General features: G+C 45.3%; 20 protein-coding genes. 10 read left to right on the top strand and 10 right to left on the bottom strand.

Annotated features, from left to right (window positions below; translation table 11 throughout):
- Entirely contained in the window at positions 1-2,463 is a 2,463-nt protein-coding gene (gene torA, locus AB4133_RS02595) for a trimethylamine-N-oxide reductase TorA (protein ID WP_017067667.1), read from the top strand.
- A gap of 294 nt (positions 2,464-2,757) precedes the next feature.
- On the opposite strand, the gene AB4133_RS02590 is transcribed toward torA, so the two are convergent.
- Positions 2,758-3,972, bottom strand: coding sequence for a putative manganese transporter (locus AB4133_RS02590; RefSeq protein ID WP_372223904.1), 1,215 nt, complete (start codon positions 3,970-3,972; stop codon positions 2,758-2,760).
- Positions 3,973-4,173: 201 nt separating this feature from the next.
- Here AB4133_RS02590 and AB4133_RS02585 point away from each other — a divergent pair, with 201 nt between their 5' ends.
- Entirely contained in the window at positions 4,174-5,079 is a 906-nt protein-coding gene (locus tag AB4133_RS02585) for a manganese-dependent inorganic pyrophosphatase (RefSeq protein WP_017065328.1), read from the top strand.
- Between the two features lie 149 nt (positions 5,080-5,228).
- Entirely contained in the window at positions 5,229-5,618 is a 390-nt protein-coding gene (locus AB4133_RS02580) for a DUF2750 domain-containing protein (protein WP_004734596.1), read from the top strand.
- A gap of 98 nt (positions 5,619-5,716) precedes the next feature.
- Here AB4133_RS02580 and AB4133_RS02575 read toward each other — a convergent pair whose 3' ends face one another.
- The 7 genes from AB4133_RS02575 to pspF all read right to left on the bottom strand — a co-directional run bounded on the left by AB4133_RS02575 (position 5,717) and on the right by pspF (position 12,896).
- Positions 5,717-6,496, bottom strand: coding sequence for a DUF2927 domain-containing protein (locus AB4133_RS02575; protein ID WP_029235328.1), 780 nt, complete (start codon positions 6,494-6,496; stop codon positions 5,717-5,719).
- Positions 6,497-6,532: 36 nt separating this feature from the next.
- A complete protein-coding gene (locus AB4133_RS02570; protein WP_017060304.1) occupies positions 6,533-7,315 on the bottom strand; it encodes an ATP-binding cassette domain-containing protein in 783 nt (260 codons plus the stop codon).
- On the bottom strand, positions 7,312-8,313 hold the full coding sequence (locus tag AB4133_RS02565; RefSeq protein ID WP_017060305.1) for an oligopeptide/dipeptide ABC transporter ATP-binding protein: 1,002 nt from the start codon (positions 8,311-8,313) through the stop codon (positions 7,312-7,314). Before AB4133_RS02565 ends, AB4133_RS02570 begins: the two co-directional genes overlap by 4 nt.
- Positions 8,313-9,200, bottom strand: a complete 888-nt coding sequence (gene sapC / locus AB4133_RS02560) for a putrescine export ABC transporter permease SapC (RefSeq protein WP_017065331.1) — start codon at positions 9,198-9,200, stop codon at positions 8,313-8,315. The genes AB4133_RS02565 and sapC overlap by 1 nt, the downstream gene beginning before the upstream one ends.
- A complete protein-coding gene (locus AB4133_RS02555) occupies positions 9,187-10,149 on the bottom strand; it encodes an ABC transporter permease subunit (protein WP_017060307.1) in 963 nt (320 codons plus the stop codon). Before AB4133_RS02555 ends, sapC begins: the two co-directional genes overlap by 14 nt.
- Positions 10,149-11,771: an ABC transporter substrate-binding protein SapA gene (sapA, locus tag AB4133_RS02550; RefSeq protein WP_136974652.1), complete on the bottom strand. Its 1,623-nt coding sequence runs from the start codon at positions 11,769-11,771 to the stop codon at positions 10,149-10,151. Before sapA ends, AB4133_RS02555 begins: the two co-directional genes overlap by 1 nt.
- Positions 11,772-11,873: 102 nt before the next feature.
- On the bottom strand, positions 11,874-12,896 hold the full coding sequence (gene pspF, locus AB4133_RS02545; RefSeq protein WP_017060309.1) for a phage shock protein operon transcriptional activator: 1,023 nt from the start codon (positions 12,894-12,896) through the stop codon (positions 11,874-11,876).
- Between the two features lie 273 nt (positions 12,897-13,169).
- Between pspF and pspA the strand changes: the two genes are divergently transcribed.
- The 7 genes from pspA (at position 13,170) to AB4133_RS02510 (ending at position 20,493) form a co-directional block, all read left to right on the top strand.
- Complete coding sequence (gene pspA / locus AB4133_RS02540) at positions 13,170-13,841, top strand: phage shock protein PspA (protein ID WP_010440091.1); 672 nt, start codon at positions 13,170-13,172, stop codon at positions 13,839-13,841.
- A 14-nt stretch (positions 13,842-13,855) separates the two neighbouring features.
- The gene (gene pspB, locus AB4133_RS02535) at positions 13,856-14,089 is read left to right on the top strand and encodes an envelope stress response membrane protein PspB (protein ID WP_004734605.1); all 234 of its coding nucleotides are present in this window, start codon (positions 13,856-13,858) and stop codon (positions 14,087-14,089) included.
- On the top strand, positions 14,082-14,468 hold the full coding sequence (pspC, locus tag AB4133_RS02530; RefSeq protein ID WP_107898765.1) for an envelope stress response membrane protein PspC: 387 nt from the start codon (positions 14,082-14,084) through the stop codon (positions 14,466-14,468). Before pspB ends, pspC begins: the two co-directional genes overlap by 8 nt.
- A gap of 157 nt (positions 14,469-14,625) precedes the next feature.
- Positions 14,626-15,660 (top strand): efflux RND transporter periplasmic adaptor subunit, encoded by a 1,035-nt coding sequence (locus AB4133_RS02525; RefSeq protein WP_372148244.1) that lies wholly within the window; start codon positions 14,626-14,628, stop codon positions 15,658-15,660.
- A gap of 1 nt (position 15,661) precedes the next feature.
- A complete protein-coding gene (locus tag AB4133_RS02520) occupies positions 15,662-16,747 on the top strand; it encodes an efflux RND transporter periplasmic adaptor subunit (RefSeq protein ID WP_372223902.1) in 1,086 nt (361 codons plus the stop codon).
- The gene (locus tag AB4133_RS02515) at positions 16,740-19,850 is read left to right on the top strand and encodes an efflux RND transporter permease subunit (protein WP_017065336.1); all 3,111 of its coding nucleotides are present in this window, start codon (positions 16,740-16,742) and stop codon (positions 19,848-19,850) included. Before AB4133_RS02520 ends, AB4133_RS02515 begins: the two co-directional genes overlap by 8 nt.
- A gap of 76 nt (positions 19,851-19,926) precedes the next feature.
- Positions 19,927-20,493 carry a DNA-3-methyladenine glycosylase I gene (locus tag AB4133_RS02510; RefSeq protein WP_017065337.1) on the top strand — a complete coding sequence of 189 codons (567 nt, stop codon included), beginning with the start codon at positions 19,927-19,929 and terminating at the stop codon, positions 20,491-20,493.
- Positions 20,494-20,737: 244 nt separating this feature from the next.
- Here AB4133_RS02510 and AB4133_RS02505 read toward each other — a convergent pair whose 3' ends face one another.
- A complete protein-coding gene (locus tag AB4133_RS02505) occupies positions 20,738-21,922 on the bottom strand; it encodes a cystathionine beta-lyase (protein WP_017065338.1) in 1,185 nt (394 codons plus the stop codon).
- A gap of 188 nt (positions 21,923-22,110) precedes the next feature.
- Positions 22,111-23,565 (bottom strand): cardiolipin synthase, encoded by a 1,455-nt coding sequence (cls, locus tag AB4133_RS02500; RefSeq protein ID WP_065583881.1) that lies wholly within the window; start codon positions 23,563-23,565, stop codon positions 22,111-22,113.
- Between the last annotated feature and the right edge of the window lie 90 nt (positions 23,566-23,655).

Raw genomic sequence — 23,655 nt, 5'->3', positions numbered from 1 at the left:
ATGGCAATTACAAGAAGAAGTTTTCTGAAAGGTGTCGCGACGACAAGTGCGGCATCGGTTATCGGTCCAAGCTTATTGGCGTCGGCTTCAGCATCTGCTGCAGAAACAGACGGCGCGTGGAAAGTCTCTGGTTCTCACTGGGGTGCATTCCGAGCTCGCGTTTACGCGGGTAAAGTACAAGAAATTAAACCTCTAGAAATCGATCAGCACCCAACAGAGATGCTGAAAGGTATTAAAGGTATTATCTACAGCCCATCACGTGTGCGTTACCCAATGGTTCGCCTAGATTGGTTGAAGAAGCATAAGTACAGCGCAGACACGCGTGGTAACAACCGTTTTATTCGTGTGACTTGGGATGAGGCACTAGACCTTGTTTACCGCGAGCTAGAGCGCGTACAGAAAGATTACGGTCCATGGGCGCTTCACACAGGTCAAACTGGTTGGAGACAAACAGGTCAGTTCCACAGCTGTACTAACCACATGCAACGTGCAATGGCACTTCACGGTTACTCTGTGAAGAAAATCGGTGACTACTCAACCGGTGCTGGTCAAACGATCATGCCTTACGTGTTAGGTTCTACTGAAGTTTACGCACAAGGTACGTCTTGGGAACTTATCCTAGAAAACAGTGACAACATTGTTCTTTGGGGTAACGATCCAGTTAAAAACCTTCAAGTAGGTTGGACATGTGAGACTCACGAGTCGTTCGCATACCTAGAACAGCTGAAAGAAAAAGTTGCTAAGAAAGAGATCAACGTTGTTTCTGTTGACCCTGTTAAAAACAAAACAGGTCGTTACCTAGAAAACGAGCAAATGTACATCAACCCACAAACTGATGTGGCGTTCATGCTTGGTGTTGCTCACGTTCTTTACAACGAAGGCCTATACGACAAGAAGTTCATCGAAACTTACTGTCTAGGTTTTGAAGATTTCATCAAGTACGTTCAAGGTGAAACGAAAGACAGAGTTGAGAAGACGCCAGAATGGGCTTCTGCTATCTGTGGCGCAAGCGCGGACTCTATTCGTGACTTCGCTAAGATGCTGGTTAACGGTCGTACACAGATTCTTGTTGGTTGGAGTATCCAACGTCAAGAGCACGGTGAACAGCCTTACTGGATGTGTGCAGTTATCGCAGCAATGGTTGGCCAAATTGGTCTTCCGGGCGGTGGTATCTCTTACGGTCACCACTACTCTGGTATCGGTGTATCTTCAACTGGCTTCGCTGCTCCGGGTTCATTCCCGCTGAACATCGACAAAGGTCAATCGCCTAAGCACACTAACACTGATTACAACGGTTACAGCCGCGTAATCCCTGTTGCTCGTTGGGTAGATAGCCTGTTAGAGCCAGGTAAGAAGATCAAAGCAAACGGCGCAACAGTGACACTGCCTGACATCAAGATGATGGTATTCAGTGGTAACAACCCGTGGCACCACCACCAAGATCGCAACAAGATGCGTAAAGCATTCAAGAGCCTACAAACTGTAGTGGCTGTTGATTTCGCTTGGACTGCAACTTGTCGTCACTCTGATATTGTTCTTCCAGCTTGTACTCAGTGGGAACGTAACGATATCGATGGTTACGGCGCGTACTCTGGCCGTGGTTTGATCGCAATGCACAAGCTAGTGGATCCTCTGTTCCAGTCTAAGACTGACTTCGAGATCATGTCTAGCCTAACTAAGCGTTGGGGTCGTTACGACGATTACACGCGTGGTATGGACGAAATGCAGTGGGTTAAATCTCTGTACGACGAATGTCGCGCATCAAACGAAGGTAGCTTCGAAATGCCTGAGTTTGCTGAGTTCTGGGAGAAAGGTTTCCTAGACTTCGGCAAAGGTAAGCCATGGACTCGTCACGCTTCATTCCGTGAAGATCCAGAGATCAACGCACTAGGCACGCCTTCTGGTTTCATCGAAATCACAAGCCGTACTGTTGGCAACATGGGTTACGAGCACTGTCAAGAACACCCAATGTGGTTCGAGAAATCTGAACGTTCACACGGTGGTCCAGGCTCTGACAAGCACCCGTACTGGCTACAATCTTGTCACCCAGACAAGCGTCTTCACTCTCAGATGTGTGAATCTGAAGAGTGGCGTGCGACTTACGCGGTACAAGGCCGTGAGCCAATCTACATCAACCCAGTAGATGCTAAGAAGAAAGGCATCAAAGATGGCGATGTAGTACGTGTGTTTAACGACCGTGGTCAACTACTAGCAGGTGCTGTTCTAATGGATAGCTACGCTCCTGGTGTTGTTCGTATCGAAGAAGGTGCTTGGTACGGTCCGATCAACGAGAAAGTGGGCGCGCTAGATACATACGGCGATCCAAACACACTGACTCAAGATATCGGTACGTCTGAACTTGCTCAAGCAACGTCAGCAAACACATGTTTGGTTGATTTCGAGAAGTTCCAAGGCAAACTGCCTCCAGTAACTTCATTCGGTGGTCCAATCGAAGTTTCTTAAGCATCTCGCTTAAAAGATAAGATTAAAGCTTGAATTAAAGCCCCTGTAAGCACTCTTACAGGGGCTTTTTGTATTTTAGATGTCTGTGTTAGTGTTTCTAAATAAGCATTGTAACAGGGCTAATAGAGGGTGTTTTGAGCAGGCTGTAACGCGCTGTTTGAGAGAGGTGGTAGAAGCAGTGAAGCAGGAAGGGAATGTAAAAAGAACCTGTGGAAAGACTTAAGCAGACGGAAACAAAAAGGCCGATACAAAGTACCGACCTTACAGAAGCCTATGTAGTTAACTCTGATCAAGTTAGATCTCAAACATAAACCAATAGCCATAAGCACAGATTAAAGCGGGCACACTTGAATACAAGGTTGCGACCAGTGCTGCTTTCGGTGCCATCGCAATCGCAGGGAATAGCGCATCTCCATCATTTGAAATTGCATTACCTACCTGAGCAGAAAGTGGAAGCGCACCTGAAAGGTAAAGGCTAGTCACCAATAATTGTGGTCCACAGCCCGGTAGCAAGCCCATCAGGACCCCTGCCAGGGGGAGCATAATGCCCCAGCTTGAGAATAGCGTCGCAAAATCCACATTTGCTAGCACAGAGCCAAATTCGAAGAAGAGAAAGGCAACCACAACCCACGCTGTGACAAAGTTGGTGTCTTGAGCGGTTTTTTGCAGTGGATGAAAGCCTAAACATTTCTCATCTTCACTTACTGCTGATTTGTAATCTTCAATTTCGCGAGTGAGACCCCATAGAAACATTGAGCTAATCAGTAAAATTGTTCCCGTCCATTCCATCGACATTTCAGGCAAAGCGAGCAGCTCGTTCACATCGACTTGAAAAGAGCCAAGTAGGGCAACGGCAGCACCCGGAATAATCAGTACAGACCACAGGTAACCTTGCAGGTTTATCGCTTTTTTAGAGACCGATTCTTTGTCTTGAGATTGAGAAGCACAGCTGCTCACCACTTCATTTTTCTGTGCTTTTTTTGGGCGTAAGAAGTCGTCTGCGTGAAACAAGTTAATGATTCGGCCTGACGCAGTACCCACGATCACGCCCATCGCCATCATGGCTAAACCTGTCTTAGGCTCGCTCGCTATGAGCAGGAACGCCGCGTCACCCATGGTTGAGACGAGCACCGCAACTACCGCACCAAATCCGAGTTTTCCCGAGATAAATTGTGTGGTTACCACTATCGCACCGCCACAGCCGGGCAACGCGCCCATGAGAGCCGCGAATACCACTTGGTTTGAACGAGATTGATGGACGAGCTTATTGAAGACGTTATCTTTGTTTATGTACAGACTTAACCAGTGGTAAATAGCCAAGGTTAAAGCAACATAACAAGACACTGCCCAAAACGCGTCTGACAAAGTAGTCACCGTCAGCTCTCGTGTAGCTGGGGCTGCAACCAAAGCTGCAAGTGAGACAGGCAAAAGCAGGCGCTTAAATGACAGTGAAAACTGAGTTGTTTTCGCAGCACTACTGCTTGGCAAAAAAGAGATTAGTCGATCCATAGGTGTTACTCAAAATTAGTGGCTTAAGATAAATATATACGAATGATAATAATTATCAATTGCATTTGTTGTTTTTTTATCTATTGTTACTATTGGCTAAACCCACGAAACATGACCAATCTAAAAAAATGAGGTAAAGTATGGCTAATAAAGAGAGGCTCTAAAGGTAGAGTCATAATTGTTAGTGTAATAGGAAGAAACATGATTTTAGTTGTTGGTCACAAAAACCCTGATAGTGACAGTATTTGTAGTGCGTTAGTTGCAACTGAGCTTCTTAAGGCTCGTGGCGAGGAAGCGACACCAATTCGCCAAGGCGAGATCAACCGCGAAACTCAACACATTCTAGAAGTCGCTGGTGCTGAAAAGCCAGAGCTTCGTACTTCTGTTGCTGGTGAGAAAATCTGGCTAGTAGACTACTCAGATCTAGCACAAGCACCAGATGATGTTGCTGATGCAGAGATCGTAGGTATTGTTGATCACCACCGTCTAGGCGACGTGATGACAGTAAACCCAATGGAAGCTTGGATCTGGCCTGTTGGTTGTACAAACACTGTACTTTTCAACATGTTCAAGATTGAAGGTCACGCAATCTCTCAACAAATCGCTAAACTAATGATGTCTGCAATTCTTTCAGACACAGTGGGTTTCGCTTCTCCAACATGTACTCAAAAAGACAAAGACGCGGTTGCTGAGCTTGCTGAAATTGCTGGCGTAACTGACGTTGATGCATTCATCAAAGCGCTTCTAATCGCAAAAACAAACATCGAAGGCCTATCTGCTGCACAGCTAGTAGAAAAAGACCTTAAAGGCTACCCATTCAACGGTCGTGATGTTGTTGTTGGTCAAGTTGAACTTGCGACTCTTGAGCAAGTAGACGGCATGATCGAAGCGCTAGAAGCTGATCTTGAAGAGCGTTGTGAGAAAGACGGTCTAGCGTTCGCTGCGGTAATGCTAACAGATATCACTACTGCTCAAACTCGTCTTCTATACAAAGGTGAGTGGGCTGAGAAATTGGTTAAGCACGAGAAAGGCGGCGTATTAATGATGGAAAATACACTAAGCCGTAAGAAGCAAGGCTGGCCTTGGCTACAAGGTGAGCTTGTTTAATCAAGTCGCTTAATATTAAACGCCTGCTTATTTAGCAGGCGTTTTTCTTTGAAGTAGACTTTCTTCTTCATCGATAATGTTTGAAGTTAACAACACTCGGCATAAAATAGCTTTAAGAGCAAAGTTACTGACTAAAGTAGGAAATTAAGATGACTACACAGCTAGACGATAAAAAAATCGCTGAAATCAACAAGTATACGGGCGAGCAACGCCTGAAATACTGTGTGAAAGAAATCGTAGCAAACCGTGAAGTATGGATCTTAACCGATGAACACGGTTGTGTAATGCTGAACACAGAAGATGAAGATTGTGTTCCAGTATGGCCAAACCAAGAGTTCGCAGAATCATGGGCAACGGGTGATTGGTCTGAGTGTAAAGCTGAGTCTATTTCGTTGAACAAATGGCACAGTCGCTGGACGAACGGTCTAGAAGACGACGAACTTGCTGTTGTAGTATTCCCGAACGAGCAAGAAGAAGGCGTTATCTTGTTCCCGGATGAGTTCGACTTCGAATTGAAAAAGCAGGCAGCTAAGCGCTAGTTCTTTCGTAATACAGTAACATCGTAAGTCAGCGTTGCCTTTCTTAGGCAGCGCTATCATTCAATTATCCCATCTAAGTTACTTCCAACGTATATTCGTCAATACCCAATCAACTGATACAAAGGCGCTTGCTGTGCGGCTTTAGAAGCTTGCTGAAGCACACCTGTTTTGCTGTATCTCTTGAGTATCTTTCGAACGATAGGTTTTACTTCAGATTTTGTCATTCCAGCTTTCAATTCTGGTTCATACAGCAATTGCAGTAGCACTACGTCTAATGGCGATAATAAGTCTTCTGGCGTGTGGTCGTTGAAAATAGAAGGGTAGGCTTTATCTGAATCATTCGGCAGGCCTAGAACTTGTGTGATCTCTTCCACGATACAGGCGACCAGCTTACCTCGCGATCTTGCCTGATCAACCGGGATTACAATCCCAGCGTATACAATCTCGCCTTTAGAATTGGTTCTATAGCCCGCCGTGCAGATGGCGCTATTTAAATGTTGAGTTGATTTGAGCTTGAGCACCGATTTCGCCTCAGATACCCACTGGCTCTGCCTTGTGTATATCCATTTAACGTTCGCTTCGGACTCTTTACTGACGATTGTTATTGGATGTTGGGTGACTTCAGATAAGTGTTTGATATGAAGCTCTGTGATCTCTTGATGCAGTTCCTCATCGCCCACTCGATGATCGATCCAAATCTTGATCGGTTGTTTCCACTTGGCGAGCGGTTTGTTGCCTTGGGAGTATTCGTGTTGAAGCGCGACGTTATAAAAGGCAGTTTCGACGAAGCTTCTATCTAGCCATGTGAGCGGTGTGCTTGTCGCGTTAAAGGACAACAGCACCAACAAGAGGGGAAGCATTGAAGCTGTTCGATACATACTTTTCCCCTCTGCTAAATGTAGCGTGATTCCAGGTTAGTGGTTCGGCGCTTTGGAGAAATGGCTCTCAACCAATCTTTGGGTGATTTGGTGAGTTGGATTGGTTAGCACTTGATCTGTTTCCCCACTCTCAACCACATTGCCTTCATGCATGACAATAATCTTGTCGGTAATGTGCTTAACAATACCGAGGTGTTGAGATACATAAACGAACGATACGCCCATCTCTTCTTGTAACTCTAAGAACAGATTGATGATTTGCGAGCGCATTGCCATGTCCAAACCATTTAAAGCTTCATCAGCAACAATGATGGATGGCTGAAGTATTAAGGCACGAGCCAAACAAACCCTTTGTTTCTGGCCTGCAGCAAGCATCTGAGGGTAGAAATACGCATGTTCCGGTAGAAGGCCTACGCGCAGTAGTGTGTCTTTCACACGACGCATACGAGCTTCTGGAGGCATGTTGGTGTTTCGCTTTAATGGACCTTCAAGAATTCGACCGATCTGAATGCGCGGGTTAAGTGACGTATTCGGATCTTGGAAGATCATTCGAATCAGCTTACAACGAGTCGAGTAGTCTTTGTGCTCTAGCTTTTCGCCATTCACGCGGATCTCGCCTGCGGTTGGCTCCACCATGCCTGCGAGCATTCTGGCTAATGTTGATTTGCCAGAACCATTCTGGCCGATAAAACCAATTGTCTGGCCTGCTTCAAGAGAAAAGCTAACTGGCTTCACCGCCTGATGAATCTTTTTACGGAAAAGACCAGAGCGAGTCGTAAAGTCTTTAGACAAATCACTGACTTCTAATAATGCACTCATGATTTCTTTTTCTTCTCCATATTCAGAGGGAAGTGACAGTTGAACTTATGGTTCTTGATACGTTTCGTATGTGGGATCTCGACACACTGCCTTTGTGCGTATGGGCAGCGAGGCCCTAATCGACAACCAATAGGAAGATGTTGCAGCGGTGGAATTGACCCCGGCAAAGACTGGAGCTTCTCCTTGTGGGGAATCCAGTCGTTAAAGTCTGGCATCGCTTTTAACAAAGCAACGGTGTACGGGTGCTTTGGTGCATCCAACAGCTTCGGTGTATCAGCGGATTCTACCGATTGACCACAGTACATCACGGTAATGCGAGTCGCCCATTGGGTAATGGTGGTTAAGTCATGGCCGATCAACACGATGGTGGTGTTATTGATCTGGTTCATACGACTCAAAAGACGCAATATTTGAGACTGTGTAATTGGGTCTAAATCGTTGGTTGGCTCGTCAGCAATCAAGACTTTTGGCTTGGCAGCGATCGCCATTGCGATCATGACTTTTTGACACTCACCATCTGTCAGCTCATAAGAGTAACTGTCCATTAGGCGAGAGTGGTCTTTGATGCCGACTTTGTGTAGTAATGCGATCGCTTGCTTCTTACGCCACTTAAATCGTTGCCACCAACGACCTTCAAACGAATGGGAAGGGATCGCTTCAACGAGCTGGTTACCTACTTTTTCAGAAGGGTCAAGACACGTTGATGGCTCTTGGAAGATCATTGCGATATCGCGGGCGATCACTCGGCGTCTTTCTTTCGGCGTCAGTTGCAGTAGGTCGATATTACCTAAGCGCATTCGGTCTGCAGAAACCTTCCAGTTTTCTTTACATACTCCGACGATCGCTTTTGCAACCAAACTCTTACCTGAGCCTGATTCACCTACTAAGCCACGAATTTCCCCTTCATTGAGGGTAATACTCATTCGATCTACGGCTTTAACCATCCCTTGAGGGGTCTCAATCTCGATGGTTAGATGTCGAATATCAAGTAACGGCATTATTCGATTCCTGCATTTAGCGCTTGGCGAACACCTTCACCGACGAGGTTAATCACGATAACTGTAAACATAATAGCTAAGCCGGGTAGGGTAACTGTCCATGGCGCAAGGTAAATCAACTCGACCGAATCACCCAAGATGGAGCCCCATTCGGTACTCGGTGCTTGAGCGCCAAGCCCTAGGAAACCTAAAGCCGTGATATCAAGAATTGCGACTGACAGTGCCAGCGTAACTTCAAGAGCGATCACGGTAAGGATGTTCGGAAGGATTGAGTTCCATAGCAGGTAAAAATCGTTCGCACCATCAAGGCGAGAAGCCAGAATATAGTCTTTTTCTACTTCAGCATGCACGGCAATGTACACCGAGCGTATAAAGCGCGGGATCAGTGCCAAGCACAAGGCGAGCAAGATATTAAACTCCCCAAAGCCAAGGAATGCCACGAAGATAATCGCCAGCAGAAGAGATGGAATCGACATAACAGTATCAAGCAGGTGGTTTAGCGTGCTTGATAGTAAACCGCGCGTCATACCAGCAAGTACGCCAATCAGACAACCAATGACGGCTGCGATAAAGGTAATCACCACCGCGGCGCCGAAGGTTAACTGAGAGCCAATTATTAGGCGAGAGAGAATATCTCTGCCTAAGTCATCCGTACCCAAAAAGTATTCTACCGTTCCCGCAGGATCCCAAGAGGGCGGCGTTAATAGGTGACCGGTTTGTTCTTGTGCATCATGCGGGGCTAGCCACGGTGAAGTGACGGTGACCAGAATGATAAGCACCAAACACCACAAGCCAAACATAGCTAGATTATTGCTGCGGAAGCTGCGCCAGAAACGTTCGAACTGGGTTGGAATCTGTTCTTCTTGGTAGACGTTATTTGTTAGCATACCATTCCTTCCTTACCAGTGGATTGATCATCGCGCCCAGTAGATCGGACAGAATATTAGCGGTCAAAACTAAGGTAGCCACCACAATTACACCAGCTTGAATTGAAACGTAATCTTGATTCGATAAGGCATCCAATAACCAGCGGCCAATGCCCGGCCAGTTAAAGATAGACTCGGTAACAATAGCAAGCGTTAACATACTCGATAGCTGAACACCGACCTTAGGAATAATCGGAGGTATCGCGTTTCTTAGCACGTGCTGCGTGATGATCTCTCTAGTGGAAAGACCTTTAATTCGCGCAGCGCGGATGTAGTTTTGCGTCATTACTTCAGCCACTGACGCTCTCATCAATCGGATGACCTGAGTCGTTGGCGCCAGTGCTAAAACAAGACAAGGCAACGCCATGTGCTCGATAACACTTTGTAGTGCGTGCGCACGGTAGCGACCCTCGGCAAAAAAGGCGTCAATCATCGCGAATCCAGTCACGTGTTCAATCTCGTAAAGTAGGTCGTATCGGCCACCAACTGGGAACATTTCAAAGTGCAGTGAAAACACCATGATCATCAGCAACGCGACCCAAAATATAGGCGCAGAGTAACCGGCCATTGAGGTGAACGATATGGTGGTATCAACAAATTTACCTTGTCTCATACCAGCAATGGTGCCGAAAGGGATACCGATGATGAGTGCCAACACAAAGGCAAAGAAGCACAGCTCTAGCGTTGCAGGGAACACCAGGACCAACTCATCGATGATAGGCACACCGTGTTTGCTTAGGCCAAAGTTTAGCGTCGATAATTCAGTGATATAGCTAATCCAACCGGGCCAAAAATCTTGAATTGCCCAAGGTGAGGTTTGGTCTAATCGAAGCAGGGAAAAACCTACCAAGGTCAGAATTCCTAGCGTAATAACGAATAAGTTTACACGTCTTAATGTATACCAAAACATTACTGCACCTCTCTTCTGACTTGATCAAAAGGTTGGGCATTGAAAGGACTTGCTTTAAAGCCTGTTAGCGAACGATCGTGCACGCGAAATTGCACGCCATGAGCTAAAGGAATCACAGGAACTTCTTCATTGAGAATGTTTTGGGCTTGTCGGTACAAGTTCACACGGTGCCTTTGTTGATTGATCTCTAATGCTAAGTCGAGAAGGAAATCAAAGTCTGAATTACACCACATCGAGACGTTTAACCCTGCACGCTCAGAGCTGCATGAGAGCAGCGGACGTAAGAAGTTGTCCGGGTCACCGGTATTGCCTATCCAGCCTGTAAGCAACAAGTCTGTTGAGGAAATAGAGGACAACTGTGTGCGGTCAAATCGGTCGTCGGTATAGAGTTTCAATTCAATACCAATATCGGCTAAGTTTGCTTGGATAAGTTCTGCCGTTTTTCTTGGACTTGGATTGTATGCGCGTGGCTCTAGTGGTACCCACATTGAAAGCTCTAACCCAGGTTCAACGCCAGCTTCTTTGAGAAGCGCAACCGCATAGTTTCGGTCGTAGCGAACTTGAACGCTGTCTTTTTGGTGAGCCCAAGAAGTCGGAGGAAGCAAGGTGTAGGCTTTGGTTCCTGTACCGTAATACACAGAATCAAGAATGTTCTGACGATTGATGGCTAAGTTGAGCGCTTTACGAACTCGAGAGTCACGCAGTGCAGGGTGCTCAGTATTCAGCGCGATGAAAGAGACATTAACCGCCGGAGTAGCAGAAATCTTCAACTCTTCATGAGCCTGAATAATAGGGATTTGGCTAGAAATTGGTGAGTTGAGCACGTCACACTCACTACGCAGAAGCTTGGCAAGTGTGCCTGTTCCACGTTGCGAAGTATCGAACACAACTTGGTCCATTTGTACTTCACCCTTCCAGTAGTGCTTGTTCTTTTTCAAGCGCACTAGGTCGTTGATTTGGTATTCATCCAAGTAGAAAGGGCCAGTGCCGACTGGATTGGAATCGATTCGATTTTTCTCATCCGCTGCAATGAGCTGATTGGCATACTCCTTAGAGTGAATGACTGCATAGCTGGTGGCGATGTTATTGAGAAACGAATTGTCTGGGCGACTTAATTGGAATTTCACCGTTAGGTCATCAACTGCGGTGATATCGACAATCAGGTTTTTGAAGTCGATTCCGGCAAACCATGGGTATAGGCCGCCACCCACATAATGAAATGGGTTTGAACTATCAATGACACGTTCAAAGCTAAACACCACATCTTGTGCATTCATGCTACGAGTTGGGGTGAACCAGTTTGTGGTTTGGAACGCAACATTTGGGCGCAGTTTGAACGTGTATTCTGTACCTGATTTATCAACAGACCAACTTGTCGCTAAGTTCTGTTTTGGTCGGTACGTCATCGGATCAAGAGTGAGCAGTGTATCGAAGATTTGAGGACTCAGCGATTCTGCGGTAATGCCACTATCAACCAGCTGTGGATTGAAGGTACTAGGATTACCTTGGCCGCAATAAATGAAGCCTTTTTCACGGATTTGCTCGTGATTCACACTCTCACCACATCCAGCGAGAAAGCTCAACGTGCAGATGCTCAGTGATAGTCTTATTAGTGCTTTCATAAAAAGAAATACTTTTCGAAACGAGGCGTTAGAGGAGCCTCAAGATCCGGACAATTTAACATTTTATTTATTCGGCTCCAAATAATAATCAAGCGTGGACAGCTATTTATCGTTAGCTTGTCCGACAATCGCGTACTTCCTCACCATTCCACGTAATTGGTTGTAGGTTAACCCAAGTAATTCTGCGGCTTGTTTCTGGTTATATTTGCTCTGTTTGAGGGCTTGGTTGAGTAGCTTGATGTCTTGTTGTTCTTGCCATGCTTTGTAATCAAGCGGCAAAGAAAACAAGCTCTCTGATGAAGTATGGCTGTTAGACGGCTCATTGCCAGTTTCCGGAGAGGAATCTTGCTCTGTTTTCCATGCGGGTTTAAATGGGTTAAACACCAAATATTCAATAGGATATGGATCTTTTCCGTGCTGATAGATAGCTCGCTCAATGACGTTTTTGAGTTCTCGTACATTCCCTGGCCAAGAATAATCCAAAAGCGATTCAACGGCAGAGGGGGCAAAGCCAACAAACAACTCCAATTCCAATTCACGACACATCTTAATGGCGTAATATTCTGCCAGTAGCATGATGTCTTCTTTTCGCTCACGCAAAGGAGGGATAGTAATGACGTCAAACGCCAGTCTATCTAATAGGTCTGCTCGGAATTCGCCCTTTAATGCCATGTCTGGTAAGTCGGCATTGGTTGCACACACCAGTCTGACATTGGCACTTAGCGCCTTTTGCCCACCGACACGTTCATATTGCCCGTATTCAATAACGCGCAGTAGTTTCTCTTGAACCGCAAGGGGAGTGGTCGCCAGCTCATCCAGAAACAGCGTTCCGCCTTCTGCTCTTTCAAAACGACCTTGATGACGCCCTTTCGAACCCGTAAAGGATCCCGATTCATGACCAAACAGTTCTGAATCAATCAAACCTTCACTTAAGGTTGAGCAGTTCAATGAGATCAAAGGTTGATCCCAACGTCTTGAAAGGTAATGCAGTCTTTGTGCGATCAACTCTTTACCTGTGCCACGTTCGCCAATGATCAGAATGGGTCTTTCTATTGGTGCGAGTTGGGAAACTTTATCTAACACAGAGAGAAAGCTAGGTGATTCACCAATGAGGTTCTGCTGCATAGCGGGTCCTTGTATGAATTAATCGCTGGAGAGGTCATGTAAGAGCCATAGTGGTGAAAAATACCAATACTTGGCTAAATTCATCATAGCATGGTTCGAGTTAATCACCATTTTATTGTAAGTAACTGATAATAAATGGCTTAAAAGTTGGCACGCTACTTGGATTATTTATGGTAGGTTTAACAACAAACGTAAATTTTTGAGCAAGTGGATTGATAAAGTCGCACAACGATTTGAAACGCATTTGCCATCATTGTAATTAAGGAGTTCCTCATGGGTATTTTTTCTCGCTTTGCAGACATTGTAAATTCAAACATCAGTGCACTATTAGATAAGGCTGAAGATCCAGAAAAGATGATTCGTCTTATTATCCAAGAAATGGAAGACACCTTAGTTGAAGTTCGTACCAACTCAGCAAAAGCAATTGCTGACAAGAAAGAGCTAGCGCGTAAAGTAGAAGCTATCGAAACACAGATTCTAGATTGGCAAAATAAAGCGACACTTGCCCTGACCAAACAACGCGAAGATTTGGCGAGAGCGGCGCTAATCGAAAAGCAAAAACTGGAAGACATCATCAAGAGCCTTCACACCGAACAAACCTTGGTTCATGAAACCATCGAAAAATTGACGAGTGAAATTGGTAAACTTGAAACAAAGATCGCAGAAACTCGTGCAAAGCAACAAGCATTAATGATTCGTAACAATGCGGCAAGCAACCGTCGTGATGTTCAAAAACACCTGCACTCAAGCAAAACCAACGAAGCAATGGCGAAGTTTGAGCAATTCTCGCGTAAAGTGGATGAATTAGAAGCTGAAGCGGACGTTTACGCTAAGACTGGCAACGCAAAATCTTTAGACCAAGAGTTTGCCGAGCTACAAGCTCAAGACGAAATTGAAAAAGAGCTAGCGAAACTGAAGCAACAAGTTGAAAACCGCGATAAATAATTTAGGAGTTTTCTATGTCAACATTTCTAATTGCAGGCCCACTGATTGTCTTCTTGATCTTCGTGGCTCCGCTATGGTTATTCTTACATTACCGCAGCAAGAAGAAATCCAGTAACGGTCTTTCAGAAACGGATCTTCAGCGTCTGCACAAGCTTTCAGCGCAAGCGGAATCTATGCAAGATCGTGTGAAGACACTAGAAAAAATACTGGATGCGGAGTCGCCTAACTGGAGACGCAACTATGAGTAGAGAACTGTATCGAGACACGATTAACGGCAAATTGTCTGGTGTGTGTGCGGGGTTAGCGAACTACTTTGGCCTTGAAGTTTGGCTGGTTCGCATCTTAGTTATCTCTGCAGCACTGCTTGGGGGGAGTTTTCTGGTCTTGTTAGCGTATTTAGCTTTGACATTTATGCTTGAAAAACAACCACCTCAGTATGTCGATCAGATGAAAGCTAAGCAAGAGCACACGCTGAAGCAGAAGCCTTGGGAAAAAGGGCAGACTGCAGAGTCTTTGCTGGGCACTTTAGAGGGGGATTTCCAGAAGTTAGAGACCAGTGTCCGCAACATGGAAGCTTATGTCACCTCCGACACTTTCAAAGTTGATCGCGCATTTAAGAACATCTAGTGTTAAAACCTCCAAAAATTAGATAACGGTTTAGGAAAATTTATCCCAAGCCGTTATTTTTTTTAATAATTTTCTCTAAATAAATCTTACGATAACTGGCAAGTTACATGTGATTAATCTATGTTATAAAAATATTTATAGATATGGATGAACACCAATGTATAGAGCCTCCGTTGTCCTATTGACGGCCTTAGCTGGGTTGTCTGGGTGTGGTAAGGAGCTTCCTCCCGTGCCTGAACCTGAGTCCAGACCCGCCAAACTCTTCACTGTCTCCGTCGGTAATAATGCCTTTGAGCGTAATTTCCCTGCTACCACAGAAGCTGGTGACAGAGCGGTACTCGCATTCCGTGTTCCTGGGTTATTGCAGAGCATCGATGTGACCGCTGGGCAGCACGTGTCTAAAGGCGACGAGCTTGCTAAGTTAAATCCCGATGAATATCAACTACTCGAGAAGCAAGCAAAAGCGAATTTTCAGCTAGCCGATGTTCAATATCAACGTGCGATCAAACTTCGTAAAGATCGTGTGGTATCAGAGCAAGATTTCGACCAAGCGAAAGCGAACCACAATTCAGCTCGCGCGGTGCTTAATCAAGCTAACGCGAATCTTCGCTACACCACTTTGGTTGCGCCGTATGACGGAACCATTTCCATCATTCCTGCTGAAAACCATGAATACATTGCGGCTAAACAAGGCGTGATGAATATTCAAACCAATCAAATTCTTAAAGTCGTCTTCTTATTACCCGACCAACTTATTACGCGCTTTTCATCAGGGTTCGAGATGGATGCAACCATGGTTTTTGATGCGTTTCCTGAAAACTCTTACGTTTTAACCTTCCAAGAAGTGGATACCGAAGCTGACCCGAAAACAGGTTCGTACAAAGTCACCATGGTAATGGAAAGACCAACCGATGTGGGTATTTTGCCCGGTATGTCTGGCTCGGTAAATCTCGTTTCATCGTTAGCGGCGGCCACCAAAATACCAACGTCAGCAATGATGACCGATGGGGATGATGTCTCTGTATGGCGTGTGAATAGCGACGGCATTGTTGAAAATGTTGCCATTGTCATCGATGAAAAACGCCATATCGTCTCTGGATTGAACGATGGCGATCGCATTGTGACTTCTGGCGTCAATGGTCTTGAGTCGGGCATTAAAGTTCGAGAGTGGATCAAGGAAAGGGGGCTATAACATGAAAACACTTAAAGTGGCTGCTGGCCTGTCGTGTTTAGCCTTACTGACGGCTTGTGAAGATAAGCAAGCTGTAGAAGTGAATAACACGCCCTTGGTTAAAGCTATCGAGATTTCAGTCATCGATTTTAGCGACAAACTCTATTTCCCTGCGGTAGCAAACGCTGCTGAGAAGGCTCACCTCAGTTTCCGAGTTGCGGGTGAAATCTTCAAGCTAGATGTGAAGGAAGGTGAACGAGTTGCCAAAGGGGACATCATTGCCGAGCTTGACCCAACCGATTATCAATTGGATGTGGACAATGCTCAAGCTCGTTACACGGTAATCAATAGTCAATACCGACGTTCGAGTCCGCTAGTGAAGAAAGGCTTATTGGCTAAGTCGCAATTCGATGAAATTGCCGCTCAACGCCAGATTGCTTATGCCGAGTTGGAACTGGCGAAACTGCGCTTATCGTTCACTATGCTTCGTGCGCCTGTTGATGGGATTATTTCTCGAGTCAGTGTCGACCAATATGAAAATATTCAGGTAGGCCAACAGATTGTGAACATTCACAGTGTTGAGGATGTCGAAGTTGTGATTCAGCTCCCTGACCAAATTTATGTGAATCAACCCAATGAAACGCTCCTCTCGAACGTGGAAGCTGTGGTGAGAGTGCCAAGCGGTAATGAATACACCGCAGGTATTAAAGAGTTCACCACTGAACCCGATCCAAGTACGGGTACCTTCACGGTTACATTAGCTTTGCCGATGCCAGAAGACGATTTGATTCTTGATGGTATGGCCGTTGATGTGACTTCAAACGGGCGGGATATCGGTTTGGAGCTAAAAGCTGGTGTACTTATTCCGATCGAAGCGGTATTCAATGCAGACGGTGATGAACTGGATCGTAAAAACTCTTATGTGTGGGTTCTTGACGACGACAAGACAGTCTCGAAACAACAAGTCGTGTTAGGAAAAGCAAACCAGGAAACATTGCAGGTAGTGAAAGGATTGGAAATGGGGCAGCATGTCGTTGTTGCAGGCGTATCGCGATTGCGAGATGGGATGACAGTGGAAGTATTGTCTCAGGAGACGAACAATGAGTGAAGTAAATAATAAGCCCCAAAATGACGATCAACAGGGTGATGATCAGATCACAGGTGTTGCTTCTTACTTTATACGTAACAAAGTCATTAGCTGGATGCTATCTCTGATCTTTCTTATTGGTGGTGTTTCAGCATTCTTCGGTTTGGGGCGTTTAGAAGATCCTGCCTTTACCATCAAAGATGCAATGGTCGTGACTTCATACCCGGGGGCAACGCCTCAGCAGGTGGAAGAAGAAGTTACCTACCCACTAGAGAAAGCGATTCAACAGCTTACCTATGTCGACGAAGTGAACTCTATTTCAAGCCGTGGCCTGTCTCAGGTAACGGTAACGATGAAGAATAACTATGGTCCGGACGATCTTCCGCAAATTTGGGATGAACTTCGCCGAAAAGTGAATGATCTTAAGGTTGAACTGCCACCTGGGGTCAATGATCCTCAAGTCATTGATGACTTCGGTGACGTTTACGGGATCTTGCTTGCGGTGACGGGTGATGGTTATAGCTACAAAGAGCTGCTGGATTACATTGATTATCTAAGGCGAGAGCTGGAGTTGGTTGATGGGGTTAGTAAGGTCTCTGTTTCTGGTCAACAACAAGAGCAAGTATTCATTGAGATATCGATGAAGCGGATAAGCTCCTTAGGTCTGTCTCCAAGCACGGTATTTAATCTTTTATCGACTCAAAATATTGTATCAAGTGCGGGTGCGGTAAGAATTGGCGACGAATACATTCGAATTCATCCAACGGGTGAGTTCCAGAATGTTGAGCAGCTTGGCGATTTAATTCTGACAGAAGGTGGTGCTCAAGGTCTCATCTATTTAAAAGATGTGGCGAATGTAACTCGTGGTTATGTTGAAGTGCCAAGTAACATCATTGGCTATAACGGCAAGCTCGCACTTAACCTTGGTGTCTCTTTTGCGCAAGGCGTGAACGTAGTAGCGGTTGGTGAAGCGTTTGATCGAAGATTGGCCGAGCTAAAGTATCAACAACCCGTCGGCATCGACATCTCCGAGGTTTATAACCAACCTAAAGAGGTAGACAAGTCGGTAAGCGGATTTGTGGTGAGTTTAGGGCAGGCGGTTGCGATCGTAATCGTGGTGTTACTGTTCTTCATGGGACTAAGATCGGGCCTATTGATTGGTTTGATACTGCTATTGACCGTATTCGGTACATTCATTTTCATGCAGTACTTCAAGATCGACCTACAACGTATTTCACTGGGCGCGTTGGTTATCGCCTTGGGGATGCTGGTGGATAATGCCATTGTGGTGGTGGAAGGGATATTGATCGGCACGCAGAAGGGGCGAACCCGGATGCAGGCCGCCACCGATATCGTAACCCAAACCAAATGGCCGCTGCTTGGTGCGACGGTTATTGCGGTGACTGCGTTTGCTCCAATTGGTTTATCTGAAGACTCAACAGGCGAATACTGTGGCACCTTGTTCACGGTGCTACTGATCTCCTTGATGCTGAGTTGGTTTACTGCCATCTCGCTCACGCCGTTCTTTGCCGACATGTTCTTTAAAGGTCAGAAGGTCGATCCAGATAACGAAGGTAAGGACCCATACAACGGGATGGTTTTTGTTATCTACAAAAACTTCCTTGAGTTCTGTATGAAGCGTGCTTGGTTAACCATGTTTGTTCTGATTATTGGTTTAGGCGCGAGTGTGTACGGTTTTGGTTTCGTTAAGCAAGCCTTCTTCCCGTCTTCAACCACACCTATGTTCCAAGTGGATGTGTGGATGCCAGAAGGTACCGATATTCGAGCGACCAATACCAAGCTTAAAGTGCTTGAGAGTTGGCTAGCTGAGCAGGACGAAGTTGAACATATCACGACAACCGCGGGTAAAGGCCTGCAACGTTTCATGCTGACTTATGCGCCAGAGAAAAGTTATAGCGCTTACGGCGAGATAACGGTTCGTGTGAAAAGTTATGAAGTACTTGAAGGGCTAATGAAACGCTTCCGTGAACATGTAAATGGTCAGTTCCCAGAGATTGACTACAAGCTTAAACAGATCGAATTAGGTCCTGGTGGCGGTGCGAAAATTGAAGCGCGAATTGTGGGTTCTGATCCAACGGTTTTACGTTCAATCGCTGCACAAGTGATGGACATCATGCGTGCTGATGAAGGCGCATTTAACGTTCGTCACGATTGGCGTGAAAGAACTAAGGTATTAGAGCCTCAGTTCAATGAAAGCCAAGCGCGTCGTTATGGTATTACTAAATCTGACGTTGATGATTTCCTAGCAATGTCTTTCTCTGGTAAGTCGATTGGTGTGTATCGTGATGGTACAACGTTAATGCCGATTGTGGCTCGTTTGCCTGAAGACGAGCGTGTCGATATTCGTAACATCGAAGGCATGAAGATCTGGAGCCCAGCATTAAGTGAGTACATCCCACTTCAACAAGTAACGTTAGGTTACGAGCTAGAATGGGAAGATCCACTGATCATCCGTAAGAACCGTAAGCGTATGCTAACGGTAATGGCGGATCCTGATCTATTGGGTGAAGAGACGGCCTCAACTCTACAGAAACGCTTACAACCACAGATTGAAGCGATTGAGATGCCTCCGGGTTACTCATTGGAATGGGGGGGTGAATATGAGTCGTCAGCAGATGCACAGGCGTCACTGTTCACAACCATGCCTCTGGGTTACTTGTTCATGTTCTTAATCACTGTGTTCTTGTTTAACTCGGTGAAAGAGCCTCTGATCGTTTGGTTAACGGTTCCATTGGCGTTGATAGGGGTGACGACAGGCTTGCTAGCCTTGAATACACCATTCGGCTTTATGGCGCTGTTGGGCTTCTTGAGTCTATCTGGGATGCTTCTGAAGAACGGTATCGTACTACTTGATCAAATTGAGATTGAGATGAAATCTGGTAAAGATCCGTATGTAGCGGTTGTTGATGCGGCTCTGAGTCGTGTTCGCCCGGTATGTATGGCGGCGATTACCACCATTCTAGGTATGATCCCTCTACTACCGGATATCTTCTTCAAACCAATGGCAGTAACCATCATGTTTGGTTTAGGCTTTGCGACTGTACTCACGCTAATCGTAGTGCCTGTGCTGTATCGTTTGTTCCATAAAATTGAAGTGGCTTAACGTCAACTGACCTTTGAAATAATGCCCCTAATTGGGGCATTATTTTTATGTATGATTACTAAAAGAGACCATCGAAATGGAAGCTAATACAGTGGATAGAACGTGTGCATGGGCGCTTAAACATGAGCTTGAAAGGGAGTACCACGATGCAGAGTGGGGCGTGCCTGTTTATGATGACCAAGTTCTGTTTGAGTTCATTACTTTAGAAGGTGCTCAAGCAGGTCTGAGTTGGATTACGATCCTTAAAAAGCGTGAAGGCTATCGTGCCGCGTTCGATAATTACGATCTAAACAAGCTAGCTGAGCTGAATGAAGACAACGTGCCGCACATCATTGAAAACTTCGATGTGGTTAAACACAGGGGTAAGATTGCTTCGGTATACAACAATGCACGAGCAACGCTTGAATTACAGAAAGAGTTCGGCTCTCTTTCTAATGCCTTATGGCAATTTGTTGATAATGAAGTGATCGTGAATCAATGGACTGAGATGTCTCAAGTTCCCGCTTCTACCGAGCAATCTAAAGCGATGAGTAAGTTTTTGAAGAAGAGAGGCTTTAAGTTTGTAGGAGAAACAATCTGTTACGCATTTATGCAAGCAACAGGTATGGTCAATGATCATTTAGTCGGTTGCCCACACAAATAAAGTGTTATTTATTTCAGCGGAACAATCACTTAGAAATTGAAAAATTCATAGCCATTTTTTCATCGCTCTGAGATCTTTAAGTGGATGTGCTTTAAGGTTCAATATTGGCTTTGAAAGCTTCTGGACTATGAGCGGTTTGTATTATGAGCTGAAGTATCTGAATATGAGTATTTTGAGTTATGCTTTAAACAGAAAAAGGCAGGAATATCCTGCCTTTTTTGCATATTAGACCTATCGTCTCAGATTAAATCAGAGCGCTATAACGTTCTAATCCCGCCTCTAGATCAGCAATCAGGTCATCAACATCTTCTAACCCAATATGAACACGTATCAAGGTACCTTCGAAATTAGGATTGGCAACAGTTCTCAAGCTGTCAAAACTGCTTGGTTCGTTAGCTAGAATCAAACTTTCAAATCCACCCCAAGAGTAACCCATACTAAAATGTGTCATTCCATCAAGTAACGCTGTCGTCGCTTTGATATTAGAGTTGTTTAGTACAAAAGAGAACAAGCCATTACCGCCAGTAAAATCTCGTTTGAAGAATTCATGGCCTGGGCAAGACTCAAGAGCAGGGTGACGAACGTGGTTAACTTCAGGACGAGTCTCTAACCATTTTGCGACCTTCAAGCTGCTTTCTGCGTGTTGGCGTAGACGCACATCAAGAGTACGAATGCCGCGAAGCCCTAAATAAGCATCATCAGGTGAGACACATTGCCCCATCAAGTAACTTTGCTCTCTTAGTTGATCCCAGCATTTCTCATTGGCGACTGCCGTACCTAGCATCACATCAGAGTGACCCACGATGTATTTGGTCGCTGCTTGAATCGAGATATCAACACCAAAATCAAACGGTGAGAAGTTCACGCCAGCCGCCCAAGTATTGTCTAGCATAACGATGATGTCATGTTCATGAGCGATACGCGCTAGTGTTGGAATATCCTGCACTTCCATGGTGACAGAGCCTGGAGACTCAGTAAACAGCACCTTAGTGTTTGGCTTGATAAGGTCTTGGATACCTTCACCAATCGTTGGCTCGTAGTAAGTTGTCTCTACCCCCATCTTTTTCATGATGGTGTCACAGAAATCACGAGTAGGTTCGTAGCAGGTGTCAACCATTAAAATATGATCACCTGTTTCTACAAAAGAGAGAATGGCATTAGAAATGGCGGCCGTACCACACGGGTACAGTGCACAACCCGCGCCGCCTTCTACTTCAACCATCGCATCTTGGAAGGCAAAATGAGTGTTGGTTCCACGACGTCCGTAAAAAAGGGTCTTGTTAGCGCGGTTAATCGTAGCTTTACGCTTCTCTTCTACTGAGTTAAATACGACAGTTGAAGCGCGTTGTACTGGTGGGTTAACAACACCATTGGTCCACTTCTTATCACGACCGGCAGTGATAAGTTTAGTGGTTTTGTTCTCGGACATGCTGTGAATTCCTAATCAATCGGTTATGTCCTATTTAAAACATGCCAAGAGTGTTCAAAGCAAGAGGGAAGAGAGAGTTTTTAACGTTTTCTTTTGGTTTTTAACTTTTCCTCGATTTGTGATGAAAAGTTAAAAAGCGGTCGCAAAGATACTATTCGTTGCCAATGGTGGTCGGCGAGCGAGGAGTATTAGAGCAACGGGTTGAATAAATAGAACAGTCTCTCAAAGAAGCGGTTACGTAAATTTCTCTGTTCCCACTGCTCTAATTCCACGGGATGAGATGATTCAATATAGGATTGCTGTAAATCAAACAATTGCTTGGTGAAGTGTACGTCGTCAACGGCAAGGGTTACTTCAAAGTTGAGCCACAAACTGCGCATGTCGATATTGACGGTTCCGATCAAGCAAAACTCTTCATCGATCACTACCGATTTGGTATGAAGAAGGCCACCGTAAAATTCATAGATCTTCACGCCAGCTTCAAGCAACTCGGTATAAAACGCACGAGAAGCCCATTTAACCATTAGTGAATCGTTATTGTGTGGAATGATCAGTTCTACAGTTACGCCGCGTTGAGCTGTCATCTTAAGTGTTTCGAGTAAGTCAGCACTTGGCACAAAATAAGGTGTAGTAATACGTACAGAATGATTCGCTTGATTGATGGCGATGGTCAGTACTTGTAAGATCAAATATTCCGGCATGCCAGGGCCAGACGGCACTACTTGAACCGGATGATGTGTCATGATTTCTTCAACTGGGCATTCAGGTATATCAGGGAGAATGCGTTCACCAGTCTCAACTTCCCAATCCCAGCCATGAATAGCGGATAACACATTAACGGTTGGCCCAGTCACTCTGACCATTACATCAATCCACTGACCAACGCCGGAACTTTGTTTGAAGTGAGCAGGATCGACCATGTTCATTGAACCCGTATAGGCGATAGTCTCGTCAATCACAATGATTTTGCGGTGTTGTCTTAAATCTAGGCGACGTAAAAAAATACGCCATGGGCTCACTTCTAGTGCTTGTACGACTTGAACGCCTGCGTCCTTCATCATTGACTGCCAGTGGCTTTTGAAAAAGCGAGGGCTACCGGCTGAATCGAGCAAAACTTTAACATCTACGCCACGTTTTGCAGCGCGAATCAGCGCAGAGGCAACCGAATCGGTCAGGCCACCTGGATGCCAAATATAGAAAACCATCTTGATACTGGTTTGTGCATTTTCTATATCTTCGATAATTGCGTGTAGGATCTCGTTTGGTGAAGATTGCAGCGATAGAGTGTTTCCACTGAGTGCAGGGATGCCCATTCGATTGTTACAAAGCTCGTCAATCTTATGGATAGGGGAGCCGACTTTCCCTGGTTGGTGAAGTTGGCAATCATTCAATTGACGGAACCAGTCGCCGAAAGGGGTAAACATACGATGAGCGCGTTCAGCCCTTTTTCTGCCTAGGTTTAGCTCACCAAAAAGGAAGTAACAAGCTACACCAACAATCGGGATAATGTAGATAACCATTAGCCAAGCAAGAGAAACGCTGACAGAGCGTCGTTTTAGTACAACACGAAACGTCACACCGGCTACGAGAACCCAGTACAAAACAACAGAGGCCAAAGTTAAAAAATGATAAAGCTTATCCACATTGAATACTCGAAAAAAGAGACACTTAGATAGTAATGCTATTTAACGGATATGGGAATTTAAGGATTCAACTATTTACAAAATAGAGCA

Origin of the sequence: Vibrio sp. 10N.286.52.F8 (genome assembly GCF_041468745.1) — a bacterium.
Classification (GTDB): domain Bacteria; phylum Pseudomonadota; class Gammaproteobacteria; order Enterobacterales; family Vibrionaceae; genus Vibrio; species Vibrio crassostreae_C.
This window is presented reverse-complemented; position numbering and strand designations above follow the sequence as displayed.